Source organism: Pseudomonas syringae pv. tomato str. DC3000, from assembly GCF_000007805.1.
Lineage (GTDB): Bacteria > Pseudomonadota > Gammaproteobacteria > Pseudomonadales > Pseudomonadaceae > Aquipseudomonas > Aquipseudomonas avellanae.
Genome location: NC_004578.1, coordinates 6,122,386 through 6,141,096 on the forward strand (window position 1 = coordinate 6,122,386; position 18,711 = coordinate 6,141,096).

16 protein-coding genes are annotated in these 18,711 nt (G+C 60.5%); 9 read left to right on the plus strand and 7 right to left on the minus strand.

Features of this window, described 5'->3' with window-relative positions; all coding sequences use genetic code 11:
• Window positions 1–210 precede the first annotated feature (210 nt).
• The 4 genes from PSPTO_RS27880 to PSPTO_RS27895 form a co-directional block, all read right to left on the minus strand.
• The gene (locus PSPTO_RS27880; RefSeq protein ID WP_057443202.1) at window positions 211–417 is read right to left on the minus strand and encodes a hypothetical protein; all 207 of its coding nucleotides are present in this window, start codon (window positions 415–417) and stop codon (window positions 211–213) included.
• Between the two features lie 219 nt (window positions 418–636).
• Window positions 637–1,743 (minus strand): agmatine deiminase, encoded by a 1,107-nt coding sequence (gene aguA, locus PSPTO_RS27885; RefSeq protein WP_011105465.1) that lies wholly within the window; start codon window positions 1,741–1,743, stop codon window positions 637–639.
• A gap of 5 nt (window positions 1,744–1,748) precedes the next feature.
• Window positions 1,749–2,627 (minus strand): N-carbamoylputrescine amidase, encoded by an 879-nt coding sequence (aguB, locus tag PSPTO_RS27890; RefSeq protein ID WP_003380768.1) that lies wholly within the window; start codon window positions 2,625–2,627, stop codon window positions 1,749–1,751.
• Between the two features lie 307 nt (window positions 2,628–2,934).
• On the minus strand, window positions 2,935–5,847 hold the full coding sequence (locus PSPTO_RS27895; protein ID WP_011105466.1) for an aminotransferase: 2,913 nt from the start codon (window positions 5,845–5,847) through the stop codon (window positions 2,935–2,937).
• A gap of 210 nt (window positions 5,848–6,057) precedes the next feature.
• Here PSPTO_RS27895 and rfbB point away from each other — a divergent pair, with 210 nt between their 5' ends.
• The 5 genes from rfbB to PSPTO_RS27920 all read left to right on the plus strand — a co-directional run bounded on the left by rfbB (window position 6,058) and on the right by PSPTO_RS27920 (window position 11,590).
• Window positions 6,058–7,140, plus strand: a complete 1,083-nt coding sequence (gene rfbB / locus PSPTO_RS27900) for a dTDP-glucose 4,6-dehydratase (RefSeq protein ID WP_011105467.1) — start codon at window positions 6,058–6,060, stop codon at window positions 7,138–7,140.
• 80 nt (window positions 7,141–7,220) lie between these two features.
• The gene (gene rfbC, locus PSPTO_RS27905; RefSeq protein WP_007246576.1) at window positions 7,221–7,766 is read left to right on the plus strand and encodes a dTDP-4-dehydrorhamnose 3,5-epimerase; all 546 of its coding nucleotides are present in this window, start codon (window positions 7,221–7,223) and stop codon (window positions 7,764–7,766) included.
• Window positions 7,767–7,936: 170 nt separating this feature from the next.
• Entirely contained in the window at window positions 7,937–9,745 is a 1,809-nt protein-coding gene (locus PSPTO_RS27910) for a sensor histidine kinase (RefSeq protein ID WP_007246575.1), read from the plus strand.
• The gene (locus PSPTO_RS27915; protein ID WP_007246574.1) at window positions 9,742–11,127 is read left to right on the plus strand and encodes a sigma-54-dependent transcriptional regulator; all 1,386 of its coding nucleotides are present in this window, start codon (window positions 9,742–9,744) and stop codon (window positions 11,125–11,127) included. Before PSPTO_RS27910 ends, PSPTO_RS27915 begins: the two co-directional genes overlap by 4 nt.
• Window positions 11,114–11,590 (plus strand): YiiD C-terminal domain-containing protein, encoded by a 477-nt coding sequence (locus PSPTO_RS27920; protein WP_011105468.1) that lies wholly within the window; start codon window positions 11,114–11,116, stop codon window positions 11,588–11,590. The genes PSPTO_RS27915 and PSPTO_RS27920 overlap by 14 nt, the downstream gene beginning before the upstream one ends.
• 76 nt (window positions 11,591–11,666) lie before the next feature.
• Here PSPTO_RS27920 and cysQ read toward each other — a convergent pair whose 3' ends face one another.
• Together cysQ and nudE are read right to left on the minus strand one after the other, a co-directional pair.
• Window positions 11,667–12,509, minus strand: a complete 843-nt coding sequence (cysQ, locus tag PSPTO_RS27925; protein WP_005769877.1) for a 3'(2'),5'-bisphosphate nucleotidase CysQ — start codon at window positions 12,507–12,509, stop codon at window positions 11,667–11,669.
• On the minus strand, window positions 12,506–13,072 hold the full coding sequence (nudE, locus tag PSPTO_RS27930; protein ID WP_005769875.1) for an ADP compounds hydrolase NudE: 567 nt from the start codon (window positions 13,070–13,072) through the stop codon (window positions 12,506–12,508). The genes cysQ and nudE overlap by 4 nt, the downstream gene beginning before the upstream one ends.
• Before the next feature lie 98 nt (window positions 13,073–13,170).
• Here nudE and yrfG point away from each other — a divergent pair, with 98 nt between their 5' ends.
• A complete protein-coding gene (yrfG, locus tag PSPTO_RS27935; RefSeq protein WP_005769873.1) occupies window positions 13,171–13,833 on the plus strand; it encodes a GMP/IMP nucleotidase in 663 nt (220 codons plus the stop codon).
• A gap of 41 nt (window positions 13,834–13,874) precedes the next feature.
• Here the strand turns inward: yrfG and lysM are convergent, their stop codons facing one another.
• Window positions 13,875–14,315 carry a peptidoglycan-binding protein LysM gene (gene lysM / locus PSPTO_RS27940; protein WP_005769871.1) on the minus strand — a complete coding sequence of 147 codons (441 nt, stop codon included), beginning with the start codon at window positions 14,313–14,315 and terminating at the stop codon, window positions 13,875–13,877.
• A gap of 151 nt (window positions 14,316–14,466) precedes the next feature.
• Here lysM and PSPTO_RS27945 point away from each other — a divergent pair, with 151 nt between their 5' ends.
• The 3 genes from PSPTO_RS27945 to PSPTO_RS27955 all read left to right on the plus strand — a co-directional run bounded on the left by PSPTO_RS27945 (window position 14,467) and on the right by PSPTO_RS27955 (window position 18,620).
• Window positions 14,467–15,348, plus strand: a complete 882-nt coding sequence (locus tag PSPTO_RS27945; RefSeq protein ID WP_005769869.1) for a LysR family transcriptional regulator — start codon at window positions 14,467–14,469, stop codon at window positions 15,346–15,348.
• 102 nt (window positions 15,349–15,450) lie between these two features.
• Window positions 15,451–16,287 (plus strand): formate dehydrogenase accessory sulfurtransferase FdhD, encoded by an 837-nt coding sequence (fdhD, locus tag PSPTO_RS27950; protein ID WP_005769867.1) that lies wholly within the window; start codon window positions 15,451–15,453, stop codon window positions 16,285–16,287.
• Window positions 16,284–18,620 (plus strand): FdhF/YdeP family oxidoreductase, encoded by a 2,337-nt coding sequence (locus PSPTO_RS27955; protein ID WP_011105470.1) that lies wholly within the window; start codon window positions 16,284–16,286, stop codon window positions 18,618–18,620. Before fdhD ends, PSPTO_RS27955 begins: the two co-directional genes overlap by 4 nt.
• Window positions 18,621–18,711 lie beyond the last annotated feature (91 nt).

Genomic DNA, 18,711 nt, shown 5'->3' on the forward strand with positions numbered 1-18,711 from the left:
AATTGACACGCGCTGTGGCGACGGCCAATGGCCGTCCTGGCTTCCAGCCTCTGAACAAGCAGTATAGAGAGCCGCACGAGAATCGCAGTGGACTACTGATGCACGTACAGGGGGTCTGGCCACAGGCAGTGGGGCGCGAATCCTAGTCCCGGTGCCTGAAGGTGTCAAACGAGCAGATGGCCGAGCCAGAGCGTTCGGCCTGAGTGTTGTCTAGTCAGTCAGAACGCGGAGCAATGCTTCAAATTCGGCATCGTTGAGCAGTCCTGCCGGGTAGCGCCGCAACAGCATCGCACGCACATCCGGCCTTGGTTTCGCAGGCCTGGTTGTCCTTAACCAATCCGCCATCAACTGGCGGGCCTCGTTACTGGGAGAAGCAGAGAAACCACGAACATACTGCTGGTTCATACCTGCGTTCATAACGAAAACCTCTTGATTCATGAGGGGCTAAATCTACTGCCGCCGTGTGACAGTCAAGCTAATGAAACGGTTTTTCGCCAATCGGATTTACAACAATTTCCACTGAGCCTGCGTGAAATGTAGTTATAAGATAACGAAAAAAAGCCCATCAGATGATGAGCTTGATAGAGCAAGATCGGGACCAACCAGTTGCTGTCAGATACAACTAGTCATGAAGCACTAGGCCTTGAAAGGGGCTGGCTGTTGCTGCGTCAAGCAGTGAATATTTCCCCCGCCGAGCAGCAGCTCCCGGCCTGGTGCCATCACCACTTCGTGCTCCGGAAACAGCTTTTGCAGGATTTCACGGGCCTTTTCGTCCATCGGATCATCGAAACTCGGCGCGATAATGCCGCCGTTGACGATCAGAAAATTCACATAGGAGCCGGCCAGGCGCACCGATGGGTTGCGTTCCTGGCTGCCGTGCACCTGATCGACGCCTGCGCATTCTTCTTCTGTCGCGAACAATGGGCCGGGAATCGGCATTTTATGAACGATAAACGCACGACCCTGCGCATCACGGGTGTTTTCCAAAATACTCAACGCGGCATGGCAGCGTGGGTAGTTGGGGTCTTCGGGATCATCGGTCCAGGCCAGTAACACTTCGCCCGGACGGATATAGCAGCAGAAGTTATCCACATGCCCGTCGGTTTCGTCGTTGAACAAGCCATCCGGCAGCCAGATGATCTTATCCACAGCCAGGTAGTCGCTCAGTACCGCTTCGATCTGTTCGCGGGTCAGGTGCGGATTACGGTTGCGATTGAGCAAGCACTCTTCAGTGGTGATCAGTGTGCCTTCGCCATCCACATGGATCGAGCCGCCTTCCAGCACGAAGCCTTGGGTGGCATAACGTGGGCAACGCTCGATTTCCAGCACCTTGCTGCCCACTTGCGAGTCCAGATTCCACGGCGCGTACAAGCCGCCATCGAAGCCGCCCCAGGCATTGAACTCCCAGTTCACGCCACGCAGTTCGCCACGGTCATTGATGACGAAGGTCGGGCCGCTGTCGCGCACCCAGGCATCGTTGCTGCTCATTTCCACGACGCGAATGTTGGGCATGTCCAGCCGCGCACGGGCGTTGTCGTACTGCGCAGCAGACACTGCCACCGTGACCGGCTCGAAGCGGGCGATGGCCTTGGCGATGGCAACGTGGGCGGCCTGGGCGGGCTTGCCACCCAGGCGCCAGTTGTCCGGGCGCTCGGGCCAGACCATCCAGACCTGGGTTTGCGGTGCCCATTCGGCTGGCATGTGAAAACCGTCGGCGCGTGGCGTGCTGTTGAGCGTGGTCATGGCGATCAGGACTCCAGCGAACCGTCGAGGGTCTTGACCGCGCCGTACAGGTTCGGACGGCGATCACGGAACGTGCCCCAGGCGCTACGAATGTGCTCCAGCTCGTCCAGGTCGAAGCTGTGAACCAGCACGCCTTCTTCGGTCTCATTGAGCTCGGCGACTTTCTCACCGAACTGGTTGGCGATGAACGACGAGCCATAGAAGGTGATGTCGTAGCCGTCCTGCTCTTCGTTGCCGATGCGGTTGCTGGCAATCAGCGGCATCAGGTTCGCGCCGGCATGGCCTTGTTGCACACGCTGCCAGTGGTCGCGGGAGCTGATGGTCTTGTCATGCGGCTCGCTGCCAATGGCGGTCGGGTAGAACAGGATTTCTGCGCCCTGCAACGCCATGCTGCGCGCGCATTCCGGGAACCACTGGTCCCAGCAGATGCCGACGCCGATTTTCGCGTAACGGGTCTGCCAGACCTTGAAGCCGGTATCGCCTGGGTTGAAGTAGTACTTTTCGTGGTAGCCGGGGCCATCCGGTATGTGGCTCTTGCGGTAGATGCCCAGGTTGGTGCCGTCTGCGTCGATGATCGCAATGGTGTTGAAACGCGCACGCCCCGCCAACTCAAAGAAGCTGATCGGCAGCACGACTTGCAGCTCTTTGGCGATTTTCTGGAAATGCTTGATCGCAACGTTGGACTCCAGCGTAGTCGCCAACTGCAGATAGTCCGCGTTCGGCTTCTGGCAGAAGTACGGGGTTTCGAACAGTTCCTGAATCAGGATGATCTGTGCGCCCTTGGCGGCAGCTTCACGCACCAGCTTTTCAGCGGTTTCGATGTTGGCTTCCAGATCCCAGGAACAGGCCATCTGGGTAGCAGCGACAGAAACGATACGGCTCATGAAAATATCTCCAGGGGCGGATGCAAAGGACTTATCACCATAGCAGACGGGCGATGACGATTATGGGGGTCTTTATAGCGGATAAAAATCGGGATTAAAAGCGAAAAATTCAGCGAGAACACGGCATTTTGTTATTTTTGCCGATATTAATCTGATTATATTTCATGACTGTGCCTATTCCTGCGAGCTGGGTATGACGCGGAGCGTCCAGAACGGCATTCCCACGCTGTGGAACGATAGGCGTCCGGGCGCCACCTATCGTGCCCATGCTCCGCGTGGGTATGCCGTTCTGGACGCTCTGCGTCCTCTATTCCAGTTCGTACAGCACCTTCGACACGTTATCGACGAAAAAATCCACACTCTGGCGAGTGGTGCACATCGGCGGTTTGATTTTCAGGATGTTCAGGTGGTCGCCGGTCGGCTGCATGAAGATGCCCAGCTCACGCAAGCGCTCGCAGAGTTGCGCGGTTTCTTCTGTGGCGGGTTCCAGGGTCTGGCGGTCGCGGACCAACTCAACGCCCAGATAAAACCCCATGCCATGCACCGCGCCCACCAGCGGATGTTTATCGGTCAGTGCTTGCAGGCGTGCCTTGAAGTGGTCGCCGACAATCCGCGCGTTGTCCCACAGTTTTTCTTCCTCCATGACCTCCAGCACCGCCATGCCGATTCGGCAACTGACCGGGCTGCCGCCAGATGACGAGAAGAAGTAGCCTTCAGCCTCCAGCGCTTCGGCAATCTCACGACGGGTAATGACCGCGCCCAGCGGGTGGCCGTTGCCCATGCCCTTGGCCATGCTGATGATGTCCGGGACCACACCCTGCTCTTCAAAGCCCCAGAAGTAATGACCCAGGCGGCCATAGCCCACCTGCACTTCATCTGCAATGCACACGCCACCCACCGCGCGAACCTTTTGATACACCTGCTGCAGATAGCCCGCCGGCAACGAGATGCCGCCCGCATTGCCATACACCGGCTCACAGATAAAACCCGCCACCTGGCGCTGCTGTTCGGCGAGCGCTGCCAGCACCTGATCGACACTGCGCACGTACTCCGGCGCGCTGTCTGCGCCACGGTACGGCCCGCGATAAGTGTTGGGCGCAGTGACCGGGTGCACCCAGTCGGGACGGGTGCTGAGCGCCTGCGGATTGTCGGCGATTGACGTGGAAATGGCATCGGTTGCCACTGACCAGCCATGATAAGCCTCTAGCACGCTGAGCATGTCGCGCCCGCCGCTGTAGGCCCAGGCCAGCCTGATCGCCAGATCGTTGGCCTCGGTGCCGCTGTTGACCAGAAAAACCCGGTCCATGCCGTCGGGCGCAAGTTTGAGCAGGCGCTCGGAAAACTCGGCAATCGCCGCATAGTGAAAGCGCGAATTGGTGTTGAGCAGCGACCACTGCCGCGCCGCTTCATAAGCCATGCGCGGGTGGCCGTGGCCGAGGACCGCGACGTTATTGAGCATATCCAGATAGGAACGGCCCTGCATGTCGATCAGGTGATTGCGCCAGCCGCGCTCGATCTGCGGCGGCGCCTGATAGTAGTGTTTTTGCGAGCGGGCGAAGCTGGCATCACGGCGCGCCAGCAACTGCGCGGGGTCTGCAAGCGCCGGCGCGTCGCAGTCAAAACCGAGCAGCATTGAAGGCGATGGGCAGAACCTGCGCCAGGCGGCCGCCCAGGATGGCGTGGTGAACAGTGGCGGGCTGAGGTCTGGCGCGGTGCACAGTTGCAGCAACAGCGAACCGCCGCCCTGCCCGATCAACGCGCCTGCTGACACGTGATCCGCCAACGAAGCATTCGGCAAAACGCCCCACAGCTTCAGGCTTATTGCGTCACCGACCAGCAGCAATGCCGCATCTGCCGTCAGCCGTAAAGTGCCGCTGAAGGGAGCATGCACAGCGGTGCCGGCGGGCACGTGCAGTTCAACGTGCAAGGCGAACGTCTCGGGCTCTTTCGCGCAGTCAGGCAAGGTGCGCGACAGCCGATACTCGCCGAAACGACTGGCCGCCAGGCCATCGTCACCGGCCGCTTGCGAGAGCAGGTATTCATCGATACCGCCCTGCTCCCAGTTGCCTGCAACGAAGTGTTCACTGAGCACGCCCAGATCAACCACTGTCGGCGTGAGCCCCGGCAGACCGGGCAACAGCGGCTGGTAGACGGGCTGATCGACAGACGGGAGATCCACCCCTGCCGCCTGCAGAATCGCCGCTTCCATCAGGGCCATCGGCACTGAAGTCGCGACGTCGAAGATGTTCCATTCGCCAGCAAGGTTGGCCTGAATGTAAGCGTTGCCTGGCTCGACGCTGGCCTGCTGTTCGCTGCTGAGTACCAGCACCGCAGAACGCGCCACGATCAGCGGCCAGAGCGCCTGTAACTCTTCGCGCTTCAACGGATTGAGCGCGTGGTAGGCGCGAATGGCCGGCAGGATGTACAACGGATCGCCCTCGGCATGGTGCAACAGCGCCGCGCAGGTTACCGAAAGGTCAGCCACTCGCCAGGTGCTCACCAGATCGCCGAAGTCGATCAGCCCCTGCATTTGCCACTGGCGCTGCGAATCACGCAGCCAGACCACGTTGTGCTCGGTGATATCCAGGTGCACCGCCTGTATCGGCAGTGAAGGGATCAACGGCAACAGGCGACGATGAGCCTGCTCGCCCGCTTCAATCACGCAGGCACGGGCGTCGGCGTCCTTGATGACGGGCAACAGGTGCTTGATCAGCGCCTGAGCATGGCGCGGGTCCCATTGCAGGATGCGCTCCAGGCCAGGATGCTCGAAATCGGCCAGCGCCAGATCAACGCGGGCGCACAACTCGCCCAGCCCGACTACGATGTCATGGCTCAGGTGCCCGACATGCCCCAGCGACTGCCCGTCGATAAATTCCAGCAAGCGTACGTGCACCGCCTGCCCGTCGACATCGACGGACAACAGCGGCTCGGTGTCATTGGCGCGTATCACGCCGGGCACACTGACTGCGCGGTGGCTGGCCAGGTGTTGCAATGCCGCGTGCTGGGCCATTAACTCGCGGGTCGAATACGCCCCGTGGCAGATTTTCAGCACGTAACGCCGCTTGTCGGTTTCAAGCAAAAAATTACGATCTTGCTGGCTACCCAGCGTTTTCAGCGTGCCGCTCAGGCCGTAATGCTGCGCAAGCAGTTGCAGCGCCTGATCCACGCTCACTTCGGGGCACGGCAGACTGGAGCGGCGGATGAGCGTGGCGAGCGGCATTGAGGAAACCTCGATCGTGTTGTCAGGCCCCGGCTCGGCGAGCAGGGCTTTATAGGCAGCCGGGCGACTATAGCAATCAGGCCGATTGATTCAGATCGAAAATCGGCTGAGTTTTATTCGTTCGAGTGCTCAGGTTTAATGACCTCATCCTGTCATACGCGCTCAAGCGCTATGCTGCACTACTTCCAGAACACACAAGAAGGTCAGTTCATGCGAATACTCGTCACTGGGGGCGCGGGCTTCATCGGCTCCGCACTGATCCGCCATCTGATAAACAACACCGAACACGACGTGCTGAACTTCGACAAATTGACCTACGCCGGCAACCTTGAGTCGCTGCAGTCGATTGCGAGCAACACGCGTTATGAATTCGTGCACGCCGATATTTGCGATCAAGCCAAGGTCAGCGCAGTGCTGGAGCGGTTCGCGCCCCAGGCGATCATGCACCTGGCGGCCGAGTCCCACGTCGACCGCTCCATCGATGGCCCGGCCGAGTTTGTGCAGACCAACATCGTCGGCACTTACAGCCTGCTGGAGGCCACGCGCGCCTATTGGCTGAAGCTGCCGGACGTCGAGCGTCAGGCGTTCCGCTTTCACCATATTTCCACCGACGAAGTGTATGGCGACCTGCACGGTGTCGATGATCTGTTCACTGAAACCACGCCCTATGCGCCCAGCTCGCCTTACTCCGCGAGCAAGGCTGCGTCCGACCACCTGGTTCGCGCCTGGCATCGCACTTATGGCCTGCCGGTGGTGGTGACCAACTGTTCCAACAATTACGGACCGTTCCACTTCCCCGAAAAGCTCATCCCGCTGGTGATTCTCAACGCGCTGGCGGGCAAGCCACTGCCGGTATACGGCAACGGCCTGCAAGTGCGCGACTGGCTGTACGTCGAAGACCACGCGCGGGCGCTGCTCAAGGTCGTGACCGAGGGCGACGTCGGTGAGACGTACAACATTGGTGGCCATAACGAGCAGAAGAACATCGACGTGGTGCGTGGCATCTGCTCACTGCTCGACGAGCTCGCCCCGCAGCATCCGGACGGCGTGCAGCATTACAGCGACCTGATCACCTATGTGGTTGATCGGCCGGGCCACGATCAGCGCTACGCCATTGATGCCAGCAAGATCGACAACGAGTTGGGCTGGACGCCTGAAGAAACCTTCGAGTCCGGGCTGCGCAAGACCGTGCAGTGGTACCTGGACAACCTGGACTGGTGCCGCCGGGTTCAGGACGGCAGTTATCAGGGCCAGCGATTGGGTTTTACTGACCCGAAAGACCTGATTGCCTGAGCGCCGCACTTTTCGACCGGCACGCCTGAGTGCAAACTGTCGAACAGCCACTATTTATTGAAGATTGCAGGGGAAGTCACGTGAACGTAGTAGCCACACAACTGCCGGAAGTCCTGATTCTGGAGCCCAAGGTATTCGGTGATGAACGAGGCTTCTTCTATGAAAGCTTCAACGCAAGGGCCTTTCAGGAAGCCACTGGCCTGACCCGGCAGTTTGTACAGGACAATCACTCGCGCTCGCAACGAGGCGTACTGCGCGGCCTGCATTATCAGATCGAAAACGCGCAGGGCAAGCTGGTGCGCGTCACTGTCGGCAAAGTGCTGGATGTGGCTGTGGACATCCGCCGCAGTTCGCCGAACTTCGGGCGGTGGGTCGGCGTCGAGCTGTCCGCTGAAAACGCCCGTCAGTTGTGGGTTCCGGAAGGGTTTGCGCATGGTTTCGTGGTGCTCAGCGAGCATGCCGAGTTCCTTTACAAGACCACCGACTACTACACGCCTTCGGCCGAGCGCTGTATCGCCTGGAACGACCCTGACCTGGCGATCGACTGGCAGTTCGACGGCGAGCCCAGCCTGTCAGCCAAGGATCAGCAAGGCAAAAGCCTGAAAGACGCCGATCTGTTTTCCTGAACCGATGACCACAGGCACCTCGGCGCAATGTCCGGGTGCCTGACACGTCGGCGGCGGGCATAATACGCGCCTGATGCCCACGTCAGGATCGACCGGGTGTTTCTGTTGCCTGCACCGGCCTTCTCGCCGACAGGCATCGTCAATCACTCGGCGACGGCCAATCGATGACCATGACTCCCGCTCTGCCGCCCCGCCCACGCTGGCGCAGCCTTGCCCTGCTGGCGCTGTGCCTGGCGCCGTTATTGTGGCCGCTTGAGCATCTGGCCGAGCGTTATTACCGCAGCGTATTGGCCAATCAGAATCGCCAGACCCTGGACCTGTACGTCGCCAACCTGCTCGGCACCCTGCACCGTTATGAAACCCTGCCGCAGATTCTCGGCGACCTGCCAGCCTTGCGCGGCGCACTGGTTGCACCGCATGACAGCGAGACGCTGAAAAACGCCAATCGCCTGCTCAGCGACATAACGCGCCAGACCGGCGCCGATGTCATGTACCTGATGGACGCCAACGGCCTGACACTTGCCGCTTCCAATTCAGAGCATAAAGACAGCTTCATTGGCCGCAACTTCTCGTTTCGTCCGTACTTCATCGATGCGCTGGCGGGCAGAACCGGCCGTTTCTTCGGTCTGGGCACCACCTCGGCCAAGCGGGGCTACTTCTTTGCCGGGCCGGTACGCGATGGCGAGCGGGTGATCGGCGTGCTGGTGGTCAAGGTCGATCTGGACCACACCGAAACCCTGTGGGGCAAGACCCCCGAGCAACTGTTACTGACCGATCAGAGTGGCGTGGTGATCCTCACCTCCAACCCGGAATGGCGGTTTCGGGCGACCCGCGATCTGACCGATGACGAGAAAAAGGCCATTGTCGCGATCCAGTCCTACCCGACCCGCGATCCTCGCCCGTTGAGGATTGACGAGCACGCCTGGCTGGCCCAGACCCAGGCTATCGAGGAGACGGGCTGGAACGTGAATATTCTGGCGCCCCGCTCGCTGGTTGATCGCCAGGTACGCACGGTGGTGGCAATTGGCGGCGCGGCGCTGCTGGTGTTGATGCTGCTGCTGGGCTTGATGATGCAGCGTCGTCGTCACTACCTGGACCGCATCGCCTTCGAGGCCAAGGCGCGGCGCGAGCTGGAAATGCGCGTGATCGAGCGCACCAGCGATCTGGAAGGCCTCAACAGCCGACTGCGCCAGGAAGTGCTGGAGCGTGAACAGGCGCAGCAGGAACTGGTGCAGGCCCAGGACGAACTGGTCCAGACCAGCAAACTGACCGCGCTGGGCACCATGTCGGCGAGCATCAGCCACGAATTGAATCAGCCGTTGGCCGCGATCCGCAGTTATGCGGAGAACGCCGAAGTGCTGCTTGATCATCAGCGTACCGAAGAGGCGCGCGGCAACCTCAAACTGATCAGCGAACTGACCGGGCGCATGGCCTCGATCATCGCTCATTTGCGCGCCTTCGCCCGACGTGACCGTCATGCGCCTGAAAGTGTGGCACTGCAGCCGGCGCTGGACGACGCGCTGGCATTGCTGACCAAACGCCGTCGCGCGATGGAAGTCGAACTGATTCGTGACCTGCCCGACGCGACGCTGTGGGTGCAGGCCGGTGAAACGCGTCTGCGTCAGGTGCTCGGCAATCTGCTGGCCAACGCGCTGGACGCCCTCACCGAAAAAGGCCCGCCGCGCCGGCTGTGGATAAGTGCCGAGCAAACCGCCGACGGCGTCAACCTGTACATTCGTGACAACGGTCCCGGGTTTTCTCAGGAAGCACTGGCGCGGGCCCGCGAGCCATTCTTCACTACCAAGACCCGCACCCAGGGCCTTGGGCTTGGGCTGGCGATCTGCGACACGCTGATGCGCGCGCTGGGCGGCGAGTTACTGTTCGCCAACCACCCGAGCGGCGGCGCAGTGCTTACCCTGCGCCTGCGTGCCGGTGCTTCAGGGGCCAATCTTCAACCGCCAGAGGACCTTTCCGCATGAGTTCGGAAACAGCCATCGACAGCCAGATTCAAGTGGTGCTGATCGACGACGATTCGCACCTGCGCCAGGCCTTGCGTCAGACGCTGGACCTGGCCGGTCTGAACGTTCTGTCGCTGCCCCAGGCTTCAGGCCTTGCCGAACGTATCGGCCGCGACTGGCCGGGCGTGGTGGTCAGCGATATTCGTATGCAGGGCATGGATGGCCTGGAACTGCTCGACCAACTGCACGAGCAAGACCCCGACCTGCCGGTGCTGCTGATCACCGGTCATGGTGACGTGCCATTGGCGGTCAAAGCCATGCGCGCCGGGGCTTATGACTTTCTGGAAAAACCCTTTGCCAGCGACGCCATGCTCGACAGCGTGCGCCGGGCTCTGGCGCTACGCCGCCTGGTGCTGGATAACCGCAGCCTGCGTCTGGCATTGAGCGATCGCCAGCAGTTGAGCACCCGGCTGATCGGTCAGTCACCGTCGATATTGCGTCTGCGCGAACAGATCGGCGCCCTGGCCGGAACGCGCGCCGATGTGTTGATTCTGGGGGAGACCGGTGCGGGCAAAGAAGTCGTCGCCCGCGCCCTGCATGATCTGTCCAACCGCCGCAGCGGACCGTTTGTGGCGATCAACGCCGGGGCGCTGGCCGAGTCAGTGGTCGAAAGCGAGCTGTTCGGTCATGAGCCCGGTGCGTTTACCGGCGCGCAGAAGCGGCGCATCGGCAAGTTCGAGTTTGCCAATGGCGGCACGCTGTTCCTCGATGAAATCGAAAGCATGAGTATGGATGTGCAGGTCAAGCTGCTGCGCCTGTTGCAAGAGCGTGTTGTCGAGCGGATGGGCAGCAATCAACAAATCCCGCTGGATATCCGCATCATCGCCGCCACCAAGGAAGACCTGCGTCAGGCGGCTGATCAGGGCCGTTTCAGGGCTGACTTGTATTACCGGCTGAACGTGGCCTCGCTGCGTATCCCGCCATTGCGCGAGCGTGGCGAAGATGCGCTGATGCTGTTTGAGCATTACGCCGACGCGGCCAGCATGCGCCACGGTATTCCCCAACACGAACTCAAGCCGGGGCAGCGGGCGCTGTTGTTGCGCCACAACTGGCCGGGCAATGTGCGCGAGCTGCAAAACGCCGCCGAACGTTTTGCGCTGGGCCTGGAACTGGAGCTGGAAGGCGGCGATGCCGAGCAGGCGCCACCGCCGGGCGGCGGGTTGAGTGATCAGGTGGAAAGTTTCGAGCGGGCCTTGATCGCCGCCGAGCTGGCTCGCCCACACAGCTCTGTACGCAGCCTGGCGGAAGCGTTGGGTGTACCGCGCAAAACCCTGCACGACAAATTGCGCAAACACGGCCTGACGTTTGGCGACAGCGGTGGAGCGTCCGATGACAACGATTGAACCCAAGGATGACCTGGCAGCCCGCGATCTGGAGCGGGTGCTGCACCACGACATCCCGCTGACCCGCGACATGGGCATGCGCGTGATCGACTGGCACCACCACACGTTGCGCCTGCATTTGCCACTGGCCCCCAACGTCAATCACAAGAGCACGCTGTTCGGCGGCAGCCTGTACTGCGGTGCAGTGCTGGCCGGCTGGGGCTGGTTACACCTGAGGCTGCACGAAGTGGGCATTACCGATGGGCATATCGTGATTCAGGACGGGCAGATCAGTTATCCGCTGCCCGTGCGCAGCGACGCGATTGCTCGCTGCGATGCGCCAGAGGTGGCGCAGTGGGAAAAATTCCTCACCACCTACCAACGCCGAGGCCGCGCCCGCCTGACCTTGCACACCTGCATTACCGCGCAGGACAGTGACGAACAGGCCGTGCGGTTTGTCGGGCAGTTTGTGTTGCATCGGTGAAGCTTGTGCGGAGCCGATTCACGCTTGTTTCCACGCTGCGTTAACGCCGCTCTGGACGCTCCGCGTCCACTGCGTTTCAGGACTGCGCCAGCACCAGCAGTTTGTCGCGCCATGCGGCGTTGGCGGGCAGCGCGAGGAAGAAGGGGTTGAGCAGCGATTCGCGTGCCGGGTAGCTGAACGGTTGGCCGTCCAGTTGCAGGACTGCGCCACCCGCGCCCTCAAGCACGCCTTGCGCCGCAGCGGTGTCCCATTGCGAAGTCGGGGCAAGCCTTGGGTAGCAATCGGCAGCGCCTTCGGCCAGCAGGCAGAATTTCAGCGAACTGCCGATATTGGTCAGTTGCAAAGGCCCTAGCCCGTTCGCCAGACCGGCCAGCAGGTGTTCCTGCTGCGGGCTGGTGTGGCGGCGGCTGGCGACCACGGTAAAGGTCTGCCCGTCACCCGGCTGATTACGCACGGCAATCGGCTCGACGTGATCGATATCATCGCTGCGCCACGCGCCCAGGCCTGCACCGCCGAAGTAGCAGCGGTTATTGGTCGGCATCGACACCACACCGAACACCACCCGACCATGCTCGATCAGCGCGACGTTGACGGTGAACTCTTCACTCCCTGAAATGAACTCCTTGGTGCCGTCCAGCGGGTCGACCAGCCACCAGCGTTCCCAGCTCGCACGCTCGCTGAGCGGGATGTCGGCGTCTTCTTCGGAGAGCACATGAATACCTGGATCAAGTGCCTGCAAGCCTTCGACCAGCACCTGGTGCGCAGCCAGATCGGCGGCGGTCACTGGCGAGTCATCCGTCTTGGTGGTCACCGTGACGTTGGCGCGCCAGAACGGCAGGATCACTTCCCCGGCCAGTCGTGCCAGCTCTATTACCGGGGCGAGCAATGGGTGTGGCAGGTTTTGCAAGGCATCGGTCATGGCTGGAACAGTCCACGCTGGGTCAGCAGGTCACGGGTGAGGTACAGCGCGGCCAGTGCACGGCCTTCGCTGAACTGGGCATTCTGCGCCAGGCTCGACAGCTCGCGCAGGTTAATCCGGTCAACCCGAATCGGCTCGGGCTCGTCGCCCTCCAGCCGCTCCTCGTAAAGGTCGGTGGCCAATACCACCTGAATCTTCTGGCTCATGTAACCGGGAGAGAGTGACAGTTCGGTCAGCAATTCCAGATTGTGCGCCCCGAAACCGGCTTCTTCCTTGAGCTCGCGGTTGGCGGCCTCAAGCACGTCTTCGCCCGGCTCGATCAGGCCCTTGGGCAAGGACAGCTCGTAGGCATCGGTGCCGCCGCAATACTCTTCGATCAATACCGCGTGATCGGCATCGAGCATGGCCACAATCATCACGGCACCGGGGCCCGTGCCTCGGCTGGCCAGACGCTCATAGGTCCGCTCGACACCGTTGGCAAAGCGCAACTGCAGCTCTTCAACGCGGAACAGACGACTGCTGGCGACAATTGCGCGGGCAAGTACGGTAGGTTTCTGACGCATGACAGGCTCCTTTACATGAACGAGGTACTATACCGAGCTTTTCCCGATGTCTGTGTCGGATATGCTTGACCCGACACCAACCCCCTGACGAGGCCAGAATGCTTTCCATGCCCTGGAGCGAAATCGATACCGTCCTGCTGGATATGGACGGCACGTTGCTCGACCTGCATTACGACGAACACTTCTGGATGCAACACCTGCCGCAGCGCTATGCCGAACTTCACGGCATCAGTTTCGCGATGGCCTGGCTGGAATTAAAGCCGCTGTTTGAAAACAATGCAGGCACGCTGAACTGGTACTGCCTGGATTTCTGGAGCACTGAGCTTAAACTGTCGGTTCGCGACCTGAAACGGGAAATTGCGCACATGATTGCGCTACGCCCGGACGCAGAAACCTTTCTGGCGGCCATCAAGCAAGCCGGCAAGCGGGTGATCATGATCACCAATGCGCACCGCGACTCGTTGTCGCTGAAGATGGAGCGCATCGAACTGGCACCTTATTTCGAGCGCCTGATCAGTTCCCACGATTATGGCTTCCCCAAGGAGAGCCAGCATTTCTGGGACGCTTTGAAAGCTGAAACCGCGTTTGATCCGGCGCGCAGCCTGTTCATCGACGACACCCTGCCGATCCTGCGCAGCGCGCGCCACTTCGGCGTTGCTCACTTGTTGGCCGTCAGCCAGCCGAACAGCCAGAAAGGCCCGAAAGACACCGAAGAGTTTGCCGCGGTGGGCGACTACCGTGAGTTGATCAAGGGGTTGTGACGCTGACAGGTGCCCGCTCGAAAGTGGGCACCTGCTTCAGATCACTTGGGAATACGAAGCTTCTGGCCCGGATAAATCTTGTTTACGTCCTTGAGCATCGGCTTGTTGGCTTCAAAGATTTTCTGGTACTGATTGGCATCGCCGTATACGCGCTTGGAAATATCGCTGAGGGTGTCGCCCGATTTCACTTCGACGTATTCGGATTCAGCAGTCTCGCCGCCCGCAACAGTCATTTGGTCGTCGACTTTATCCACGCCATGAATATTGCCCAGCGTGACGACAATCTTTTCCCTTTCCTCCTGATTGGCGACCTGGCCTTTCACGGTGACAGTGCCACCGCTGACCTCAGTCTGAACATTGGGATTGCCCAGGCCCACTTCGGAGATATGCTTTTTCAATACGTCGTCTGCGTTAGCATGGTCTGGCGTCAGCGCGTCCAGAATTTTCTCGCCGGCTTCTTTGATAAAACTGATAAGGCCCATTCTCTAGATCTCCCATAGTGTGGTTCAAGGAATGTCGCTATAACTGTAGCCCTTATAAGTCAAGGGCTGCAGGCTTCCGACCAACGTTGCTCGACCATCGTTCAGCCTGAAAGCGTAGAATCGGCTGTCTGGACGGCCTACCGGAGTGCACATGGACATCAAGCAACTTAAATTTCTGATCGCCCTTGATGAAACAAGGCATTTCGGTCAAGCGGCTGCGCGCTGCAACATCACTCAGCCGACCTTGTCGATGCGCCTGCGCAACCTGGAAGAAGAGCTTGGCTTGCCGCTGGTCAATCGTGGCCAGCGTTTTGAAGGGTTTACCGCGCCGGGCGAACGCGTACTGGCCTGGGCGCGTACGGTACTGGCAGCCTATGACGGTTTGCAGGCTGAAGCCGCTGCCTGCCGTGGGCATCTGGTCGGTACGCTGCGTCTGGGCGTGGTGCCCATGTCGAGCTTCGATCCGTTGCCGTTGCTGCATCGCCTGCATCAGTTGCACCCCAACCTGCGCTTTGAGCTGTCGTCACTCAGTTCCGAGCAGGTTCTGGAGCAACTGGCGAGCAATCGCATCGATCTGGGCGTCTCGTACCTGGAACGCCTGGACAGCGAGCGCTTTGACTCATTGACCCTGGACGAAACGCGCATGGGGCTGCTGTATGACCGTCGGCACTTCACGTTTGGTGATACGCCGTTGAGCTGGGCGGATCTGGTCGAATTGCCGCTGGGCACACTGACCAGCGGCATGCATTTTCGCCAATCGATCGATCACAACTTCCACAGTCGCGGCCTGCAACCCAATCCGCTGATCCAGACCGATGCCGTTCATCAGTTACTGCAGGCTGTTCATGGCGGTTTTTGTTGCGCGATCATGCCGCTGGACGGCGGCCTGGAAACGCTCACCGAACATTTGCACCTGCACCCGATTGCCGACGCCTGCACGTTGGCCCGGCTGGGCTTGATCATGCGCCGCAGTGCACCGCGTTCGGCACTGGCTGAAGCCTGCTTTGCACTGGTGGCAGAGATCCCGCGATGAAACGTTGATCGACGTCATCTATCGACGCATCAGCACTAGCGATTAGACGATACCCGGGAAGACGCCTAACCTGTAGATGTCAATCTGCCGGTATCTCAGCCCATGCACGTCACGCGCAAGGTCAGCTCGGTGCCCGTTTCCGCGCCAGCCCCCGAAGCAAGCCAGAATTACAGCTACTCGAATCTCGAGGGGCAGGATTGCGCACGCAACGCGCTTGCTGAAGAAGTGGCACTGGCCATTGCCTACAACGGCATCAGCCAGGCGGTCATGCTGGTCAGCCCCACCGATCTTGAAGACTTTATCGTCGGTTTCAGCCTGGGCAGCGGCATCATTGCCTCACGCGATGAAATCTACGACTTCACGCTCAGCGGCTGTGGTTCGGCGATGCAGGCCGAGGTCGAAATCGCCAGCCGGGCCTTCTGGGACCTCAAACAGCAACGGCGACAACTGGCCGGCACCAGCGGCTGCGGATTGTGCGGTGTCGAAGCGGTCGAGCAGGCGCTGCCGGAGCTGAATGTATTACCCGGAGCGCCTTTGCCGCCGATTGAATGGCTGGAAGGCCTGCGCCAGCGCATCGGCGAATTCCAGCCGCTTGGCCGCCACTGTGGCGCGGTGCATGCCGCGGTCTTCATGGACAACACCGGTCAGTTGCTGCTGGGCCGCGAAGACATCGGCCGCCATAACGCGCTGGACAAGCTGATCGGCGCGCTTATCCGCCAGGACATTCCCATGACCGGCGGCGTGGCGATTGTGACCAGTCGCTGCAGCCTGGAACTGATTCAGAAAGTATTGCGCGCCGGCATTCAGACCCTGGTCAGTCTGTCCTCGCCCACCGGACTTGCCCTGCAATGGGCTCGCCGTCACAACCTCAATTTAATCCACCTGCCGCAGCACAGTGCGCCGCGGGTCTATAGCCCTGCGATGGAGATTCAAGCGTGAGCATTCATCATCAAGCCGACAAGACACCTACACCCCGTTATAAGCCCTACAAAGGTGCGGCGGGCGGCTGGGGCGCACTGATCAGCGTGACGCAGGCCTGGCTGGGCAGTGACAACGCGCTGAAGAACCTGCGCATGATGCTCAAGACCAATCAGAACGGCGGCTTCGACTGCCCGGGCTGCGCGTGGGGCGACTCGCCGGAAAGCGGCATGGTCAAGTTCTGCGAGAACGGTGCCAAGGCGGTCAACTGGGAAGCCACCAAACGCCGCGTCGATGCGGGCTTCTTCGCACGCTACAGCGTCAGCGCGCTGCTGGAACAGAGCGATTACTGGCTTGAGTATCAGGGTCGCCTGACCGAGCCGATGGCTTACGACGCAGAAACCGACCGTTACAAACCCATCAGCTGGGACAGCGCGTTTGCGCTGATCGCCAAGCACCTGAAGAACCTGCCCAGCCCGAACATGGCCGAGTTCTACACCTCGGGTCGTGCGAGCAACGAAGCGGCGTACCTGTATCAACTGTTCGTGCGTGCCTACGGGACCAACAACTTCCCGGACTGCTCGAACATGTGCCACGAGGCCAGCGGCGTTGCCTTGTCGCAAAGTGTCGGCGTGGGCAAAGGCACCGTGACCTTCGAGGATTTCGAACACGCTGACGCTATTTTCGTCCTCGGCCAGAACCCCGGCACCAACCACCCGCGCATGCTTGAGCCGCTGCGTGAAGCGGTACAGCGTGGCGCGCAGGTGGTGTGCGTCAACCCGCTGAAAGAGCGTGGGCTTGAGCGTTTCCAGCATCCGCAACACCCGGTCGAGATGCTCACCAATGGTGACCGTCCGACCAACACGGCCTACTTCCGTCCTGCGCTGGGCGGCGACATGGCGCTGTTGCGCGGCATGGCCAAGTTCCTGCTGCAATGGGAGCGTGATGCACAGCTGGCCAATGAACCGTCGGTTTTTGATCACGCATTCCTTAATGAACACACCGAAGGCGTTCTCGAATACCTGGCGGCCATTGATGACACGTCCTGGGACGGGATTGTCGAGCAGTCCGGTCTGACCCTGGCTGACATCGAGCAATCGGCGCGCATGTATGCCAAGGGCAAGAACGTCATCATGTGCTGGGCGATGGGCATCACCCAGCACCGCCACTCGGTCGCGACCATTCAGGAAATCGCTAACCTGATGCTGCTGCGCGGCAATATTGGCCGTCCGGGTGCTGGCCTTTGCCCGGTCCGTGGCCACAGTAACGTGCAGGGCGACCGCACCATGGGCATCAACGAGCGCCCACCGGTGTTCTTCCTGGATGCACTGGAAAAACGCTTCCAGTTCAAAGTGCCGCGCGACAATGGCCACAACGTGGTCGAAGCCATTCATGCCATGGCCGAGGGCCGCGCCAAGGTATTTATCGCGCTGGGTGGCAACTTCGCCCAGGCGACGCCGGACAGCCATCGCACCGCCGAGGCACTGAGCAGTTGCGATCTGACGGTGCAAATCAGCACCAAACTCAACCGTAGCCACCTGTTCCACGGCAAAGACGCGTTGATTCTGCCGTGTTTCGGTCGTACCGACATCGACATCCAGGCCAATGGGCCGCAAGCGGTCACCGTGGAAGATTCGTTCAGCATGGTGCATGCGTCCAACGGCCAGTTGCAGCCGTCTTCGAAGCAGATGCGTTCGGAGCCAGCGATCATTGCCGGCATTGCCAATGCCACACTGGGCAAAACGCCTGTGGACTGGCTGTGGCTGGTTGAAGACTACGACCGTATTCGCGACCTGATCGCCGACACCATTCCAGGCTTCAAGGACTTCAACGAGCGCGTCAAGAACCCGGGCGGCTTCTACCTGGGTAACGCAGCCGGTTCCCGTCGCTGGAACACGGCCTCGACTCGCGCCAACTTCAAGTCCAATGCGCTGCCGTTGAACCTGATCCATGAAGACATCAGTTCGACCGGGCAGATACCAGACCTGATCATGCAGTCGATGCGCTCCCACGATCAGTACAACACCACCATTTATGGCCTGGACGACCGTTATCGCGGTGTGAAAGGTCAACGTGACGTGCTGTTCGTCAACGAAGCGGACATCATTCGTCTTGGCTTCCAGCCAGGTCAGAAAGCTGACTTGATCTCGATCTGGAGCGACAACCGCGAGCGTCGCGTCAAAGGCTTCACGCTGTTGCCGTTCGATATTCCGGCGGGCCAGGCTGCGGCTTACTACCCGGAGGTCAACCCGCTTGTGCCACTGGAAAGCGTCGGCGCCGGCAGCAGCACGCCAACGTCGAAGTTCGTGGCCATTCGCCTTGAGCGTTCGGCAGAGTCGGCGCGGATTATCTAAGCCGGTAAAAAACGCCCATAAAAAAAGGCCCGTCTCTCTCGAAACGGGCCTTTCACAAGTAACCTGAGACTGTCTTTCCCGACTTAAGTTC

Bases quoted from the DNA above. Each gene is read 5' to 3' on its own strand.
- PSPTO_RS27880 (WP_057443202.1), bottom strand. From the start codon at position 417: ATGAACGCAGGTATGAACCAGCAGTATGTTCGTGGTTTCTCTGCTTCT.
- aguA (WP_011105465.1), bottom strand. From the start codon at position 1,743: ATGACCACGCTCAACAGCACGCCACGCGCCGACGGTTTTCACATGCCA.
- aguB (WP_003380768.1), bottom strand. From the start codon at position 2,627: ATGAGCCGTATCGTTTCTGTCGCTGCTACCCAGATGGCCTGTTCCTGG.
- PSPTO_RS27895 (WP_011105466.1), bottom strand. From the start codon at position 5,847: ATGCCGCTCGCCACGCTCATCCGCCGCTCCAGTCTGCCGTGCCCCGAA.
- rfbB (WP_011105467.1), top strand. From the start codon at position 6,058: ATGCGAATACTCGTCACTGGGGGCGCGGGCTTCATCGGCTCCGCACTG.
- PSPTO_RS27910 (WP_007246575.1), top strand. From the start codon at position 7,937: ATGACTCCCGCTCTGCCGCCCCGCCCACGCTGGCGCAGCCTTGCCCTG.
- PSPTO_RS27915 (WP_007246574.1), top strand. From the start codon at position 9,742: ATGAGTTCGGAAACAGCCATCGACAGCCAGATTCAAGTGGTGCTGATC.
- PSPTO_RS27920 (WP_011105468.1), top strand. From the start codon at position 11,114: ATGACAACGATTGAACCCAAGGATGACCTGGCAGCCCGCGATCTGGAG.
- cysQ (WP_005769877.1), bottom strand. From the start codon at position 12,509: ATGACCGATGCCTTGCAAAACCTGCCACACCCATTGCTCGCCCCGGTA.
- nudE (WP_005769875.1), bottom strand. From the start codon at position 13,072: ATGCGTCAGAAACCTACCGTACTTGCCCGCGCAATTGTCGCCAGCAGT.
- yrfG (WP_005769873.1), top strand. From the start codon at position 13,171: ATGCTTTCCATGCCCTGGAGCGAAATCGATACCGTCCTGCTGGATATG.
- lysM (WP_005769871.1), bottom strand. From the start codon at position 14,315: ATGGGCCTTATCAGTTTTATCAAAGAAGCCGGCGAGAAAATTCTGGAC.
- PSPTO_RS27945 (WP_005769869.1), top strand. From the start codon at position 14,467: ATGGACATCAAGCAACTTAAATTTCTGATCGCCCTTGATGAAACAAGG.
- fdhD (WP_005769867.1), top strand. From the start codon at position 15,451: ATGCACGTCACGCGCAAGGTCAGCTCGGTGCCCGTTTCCGCGCCAGCC.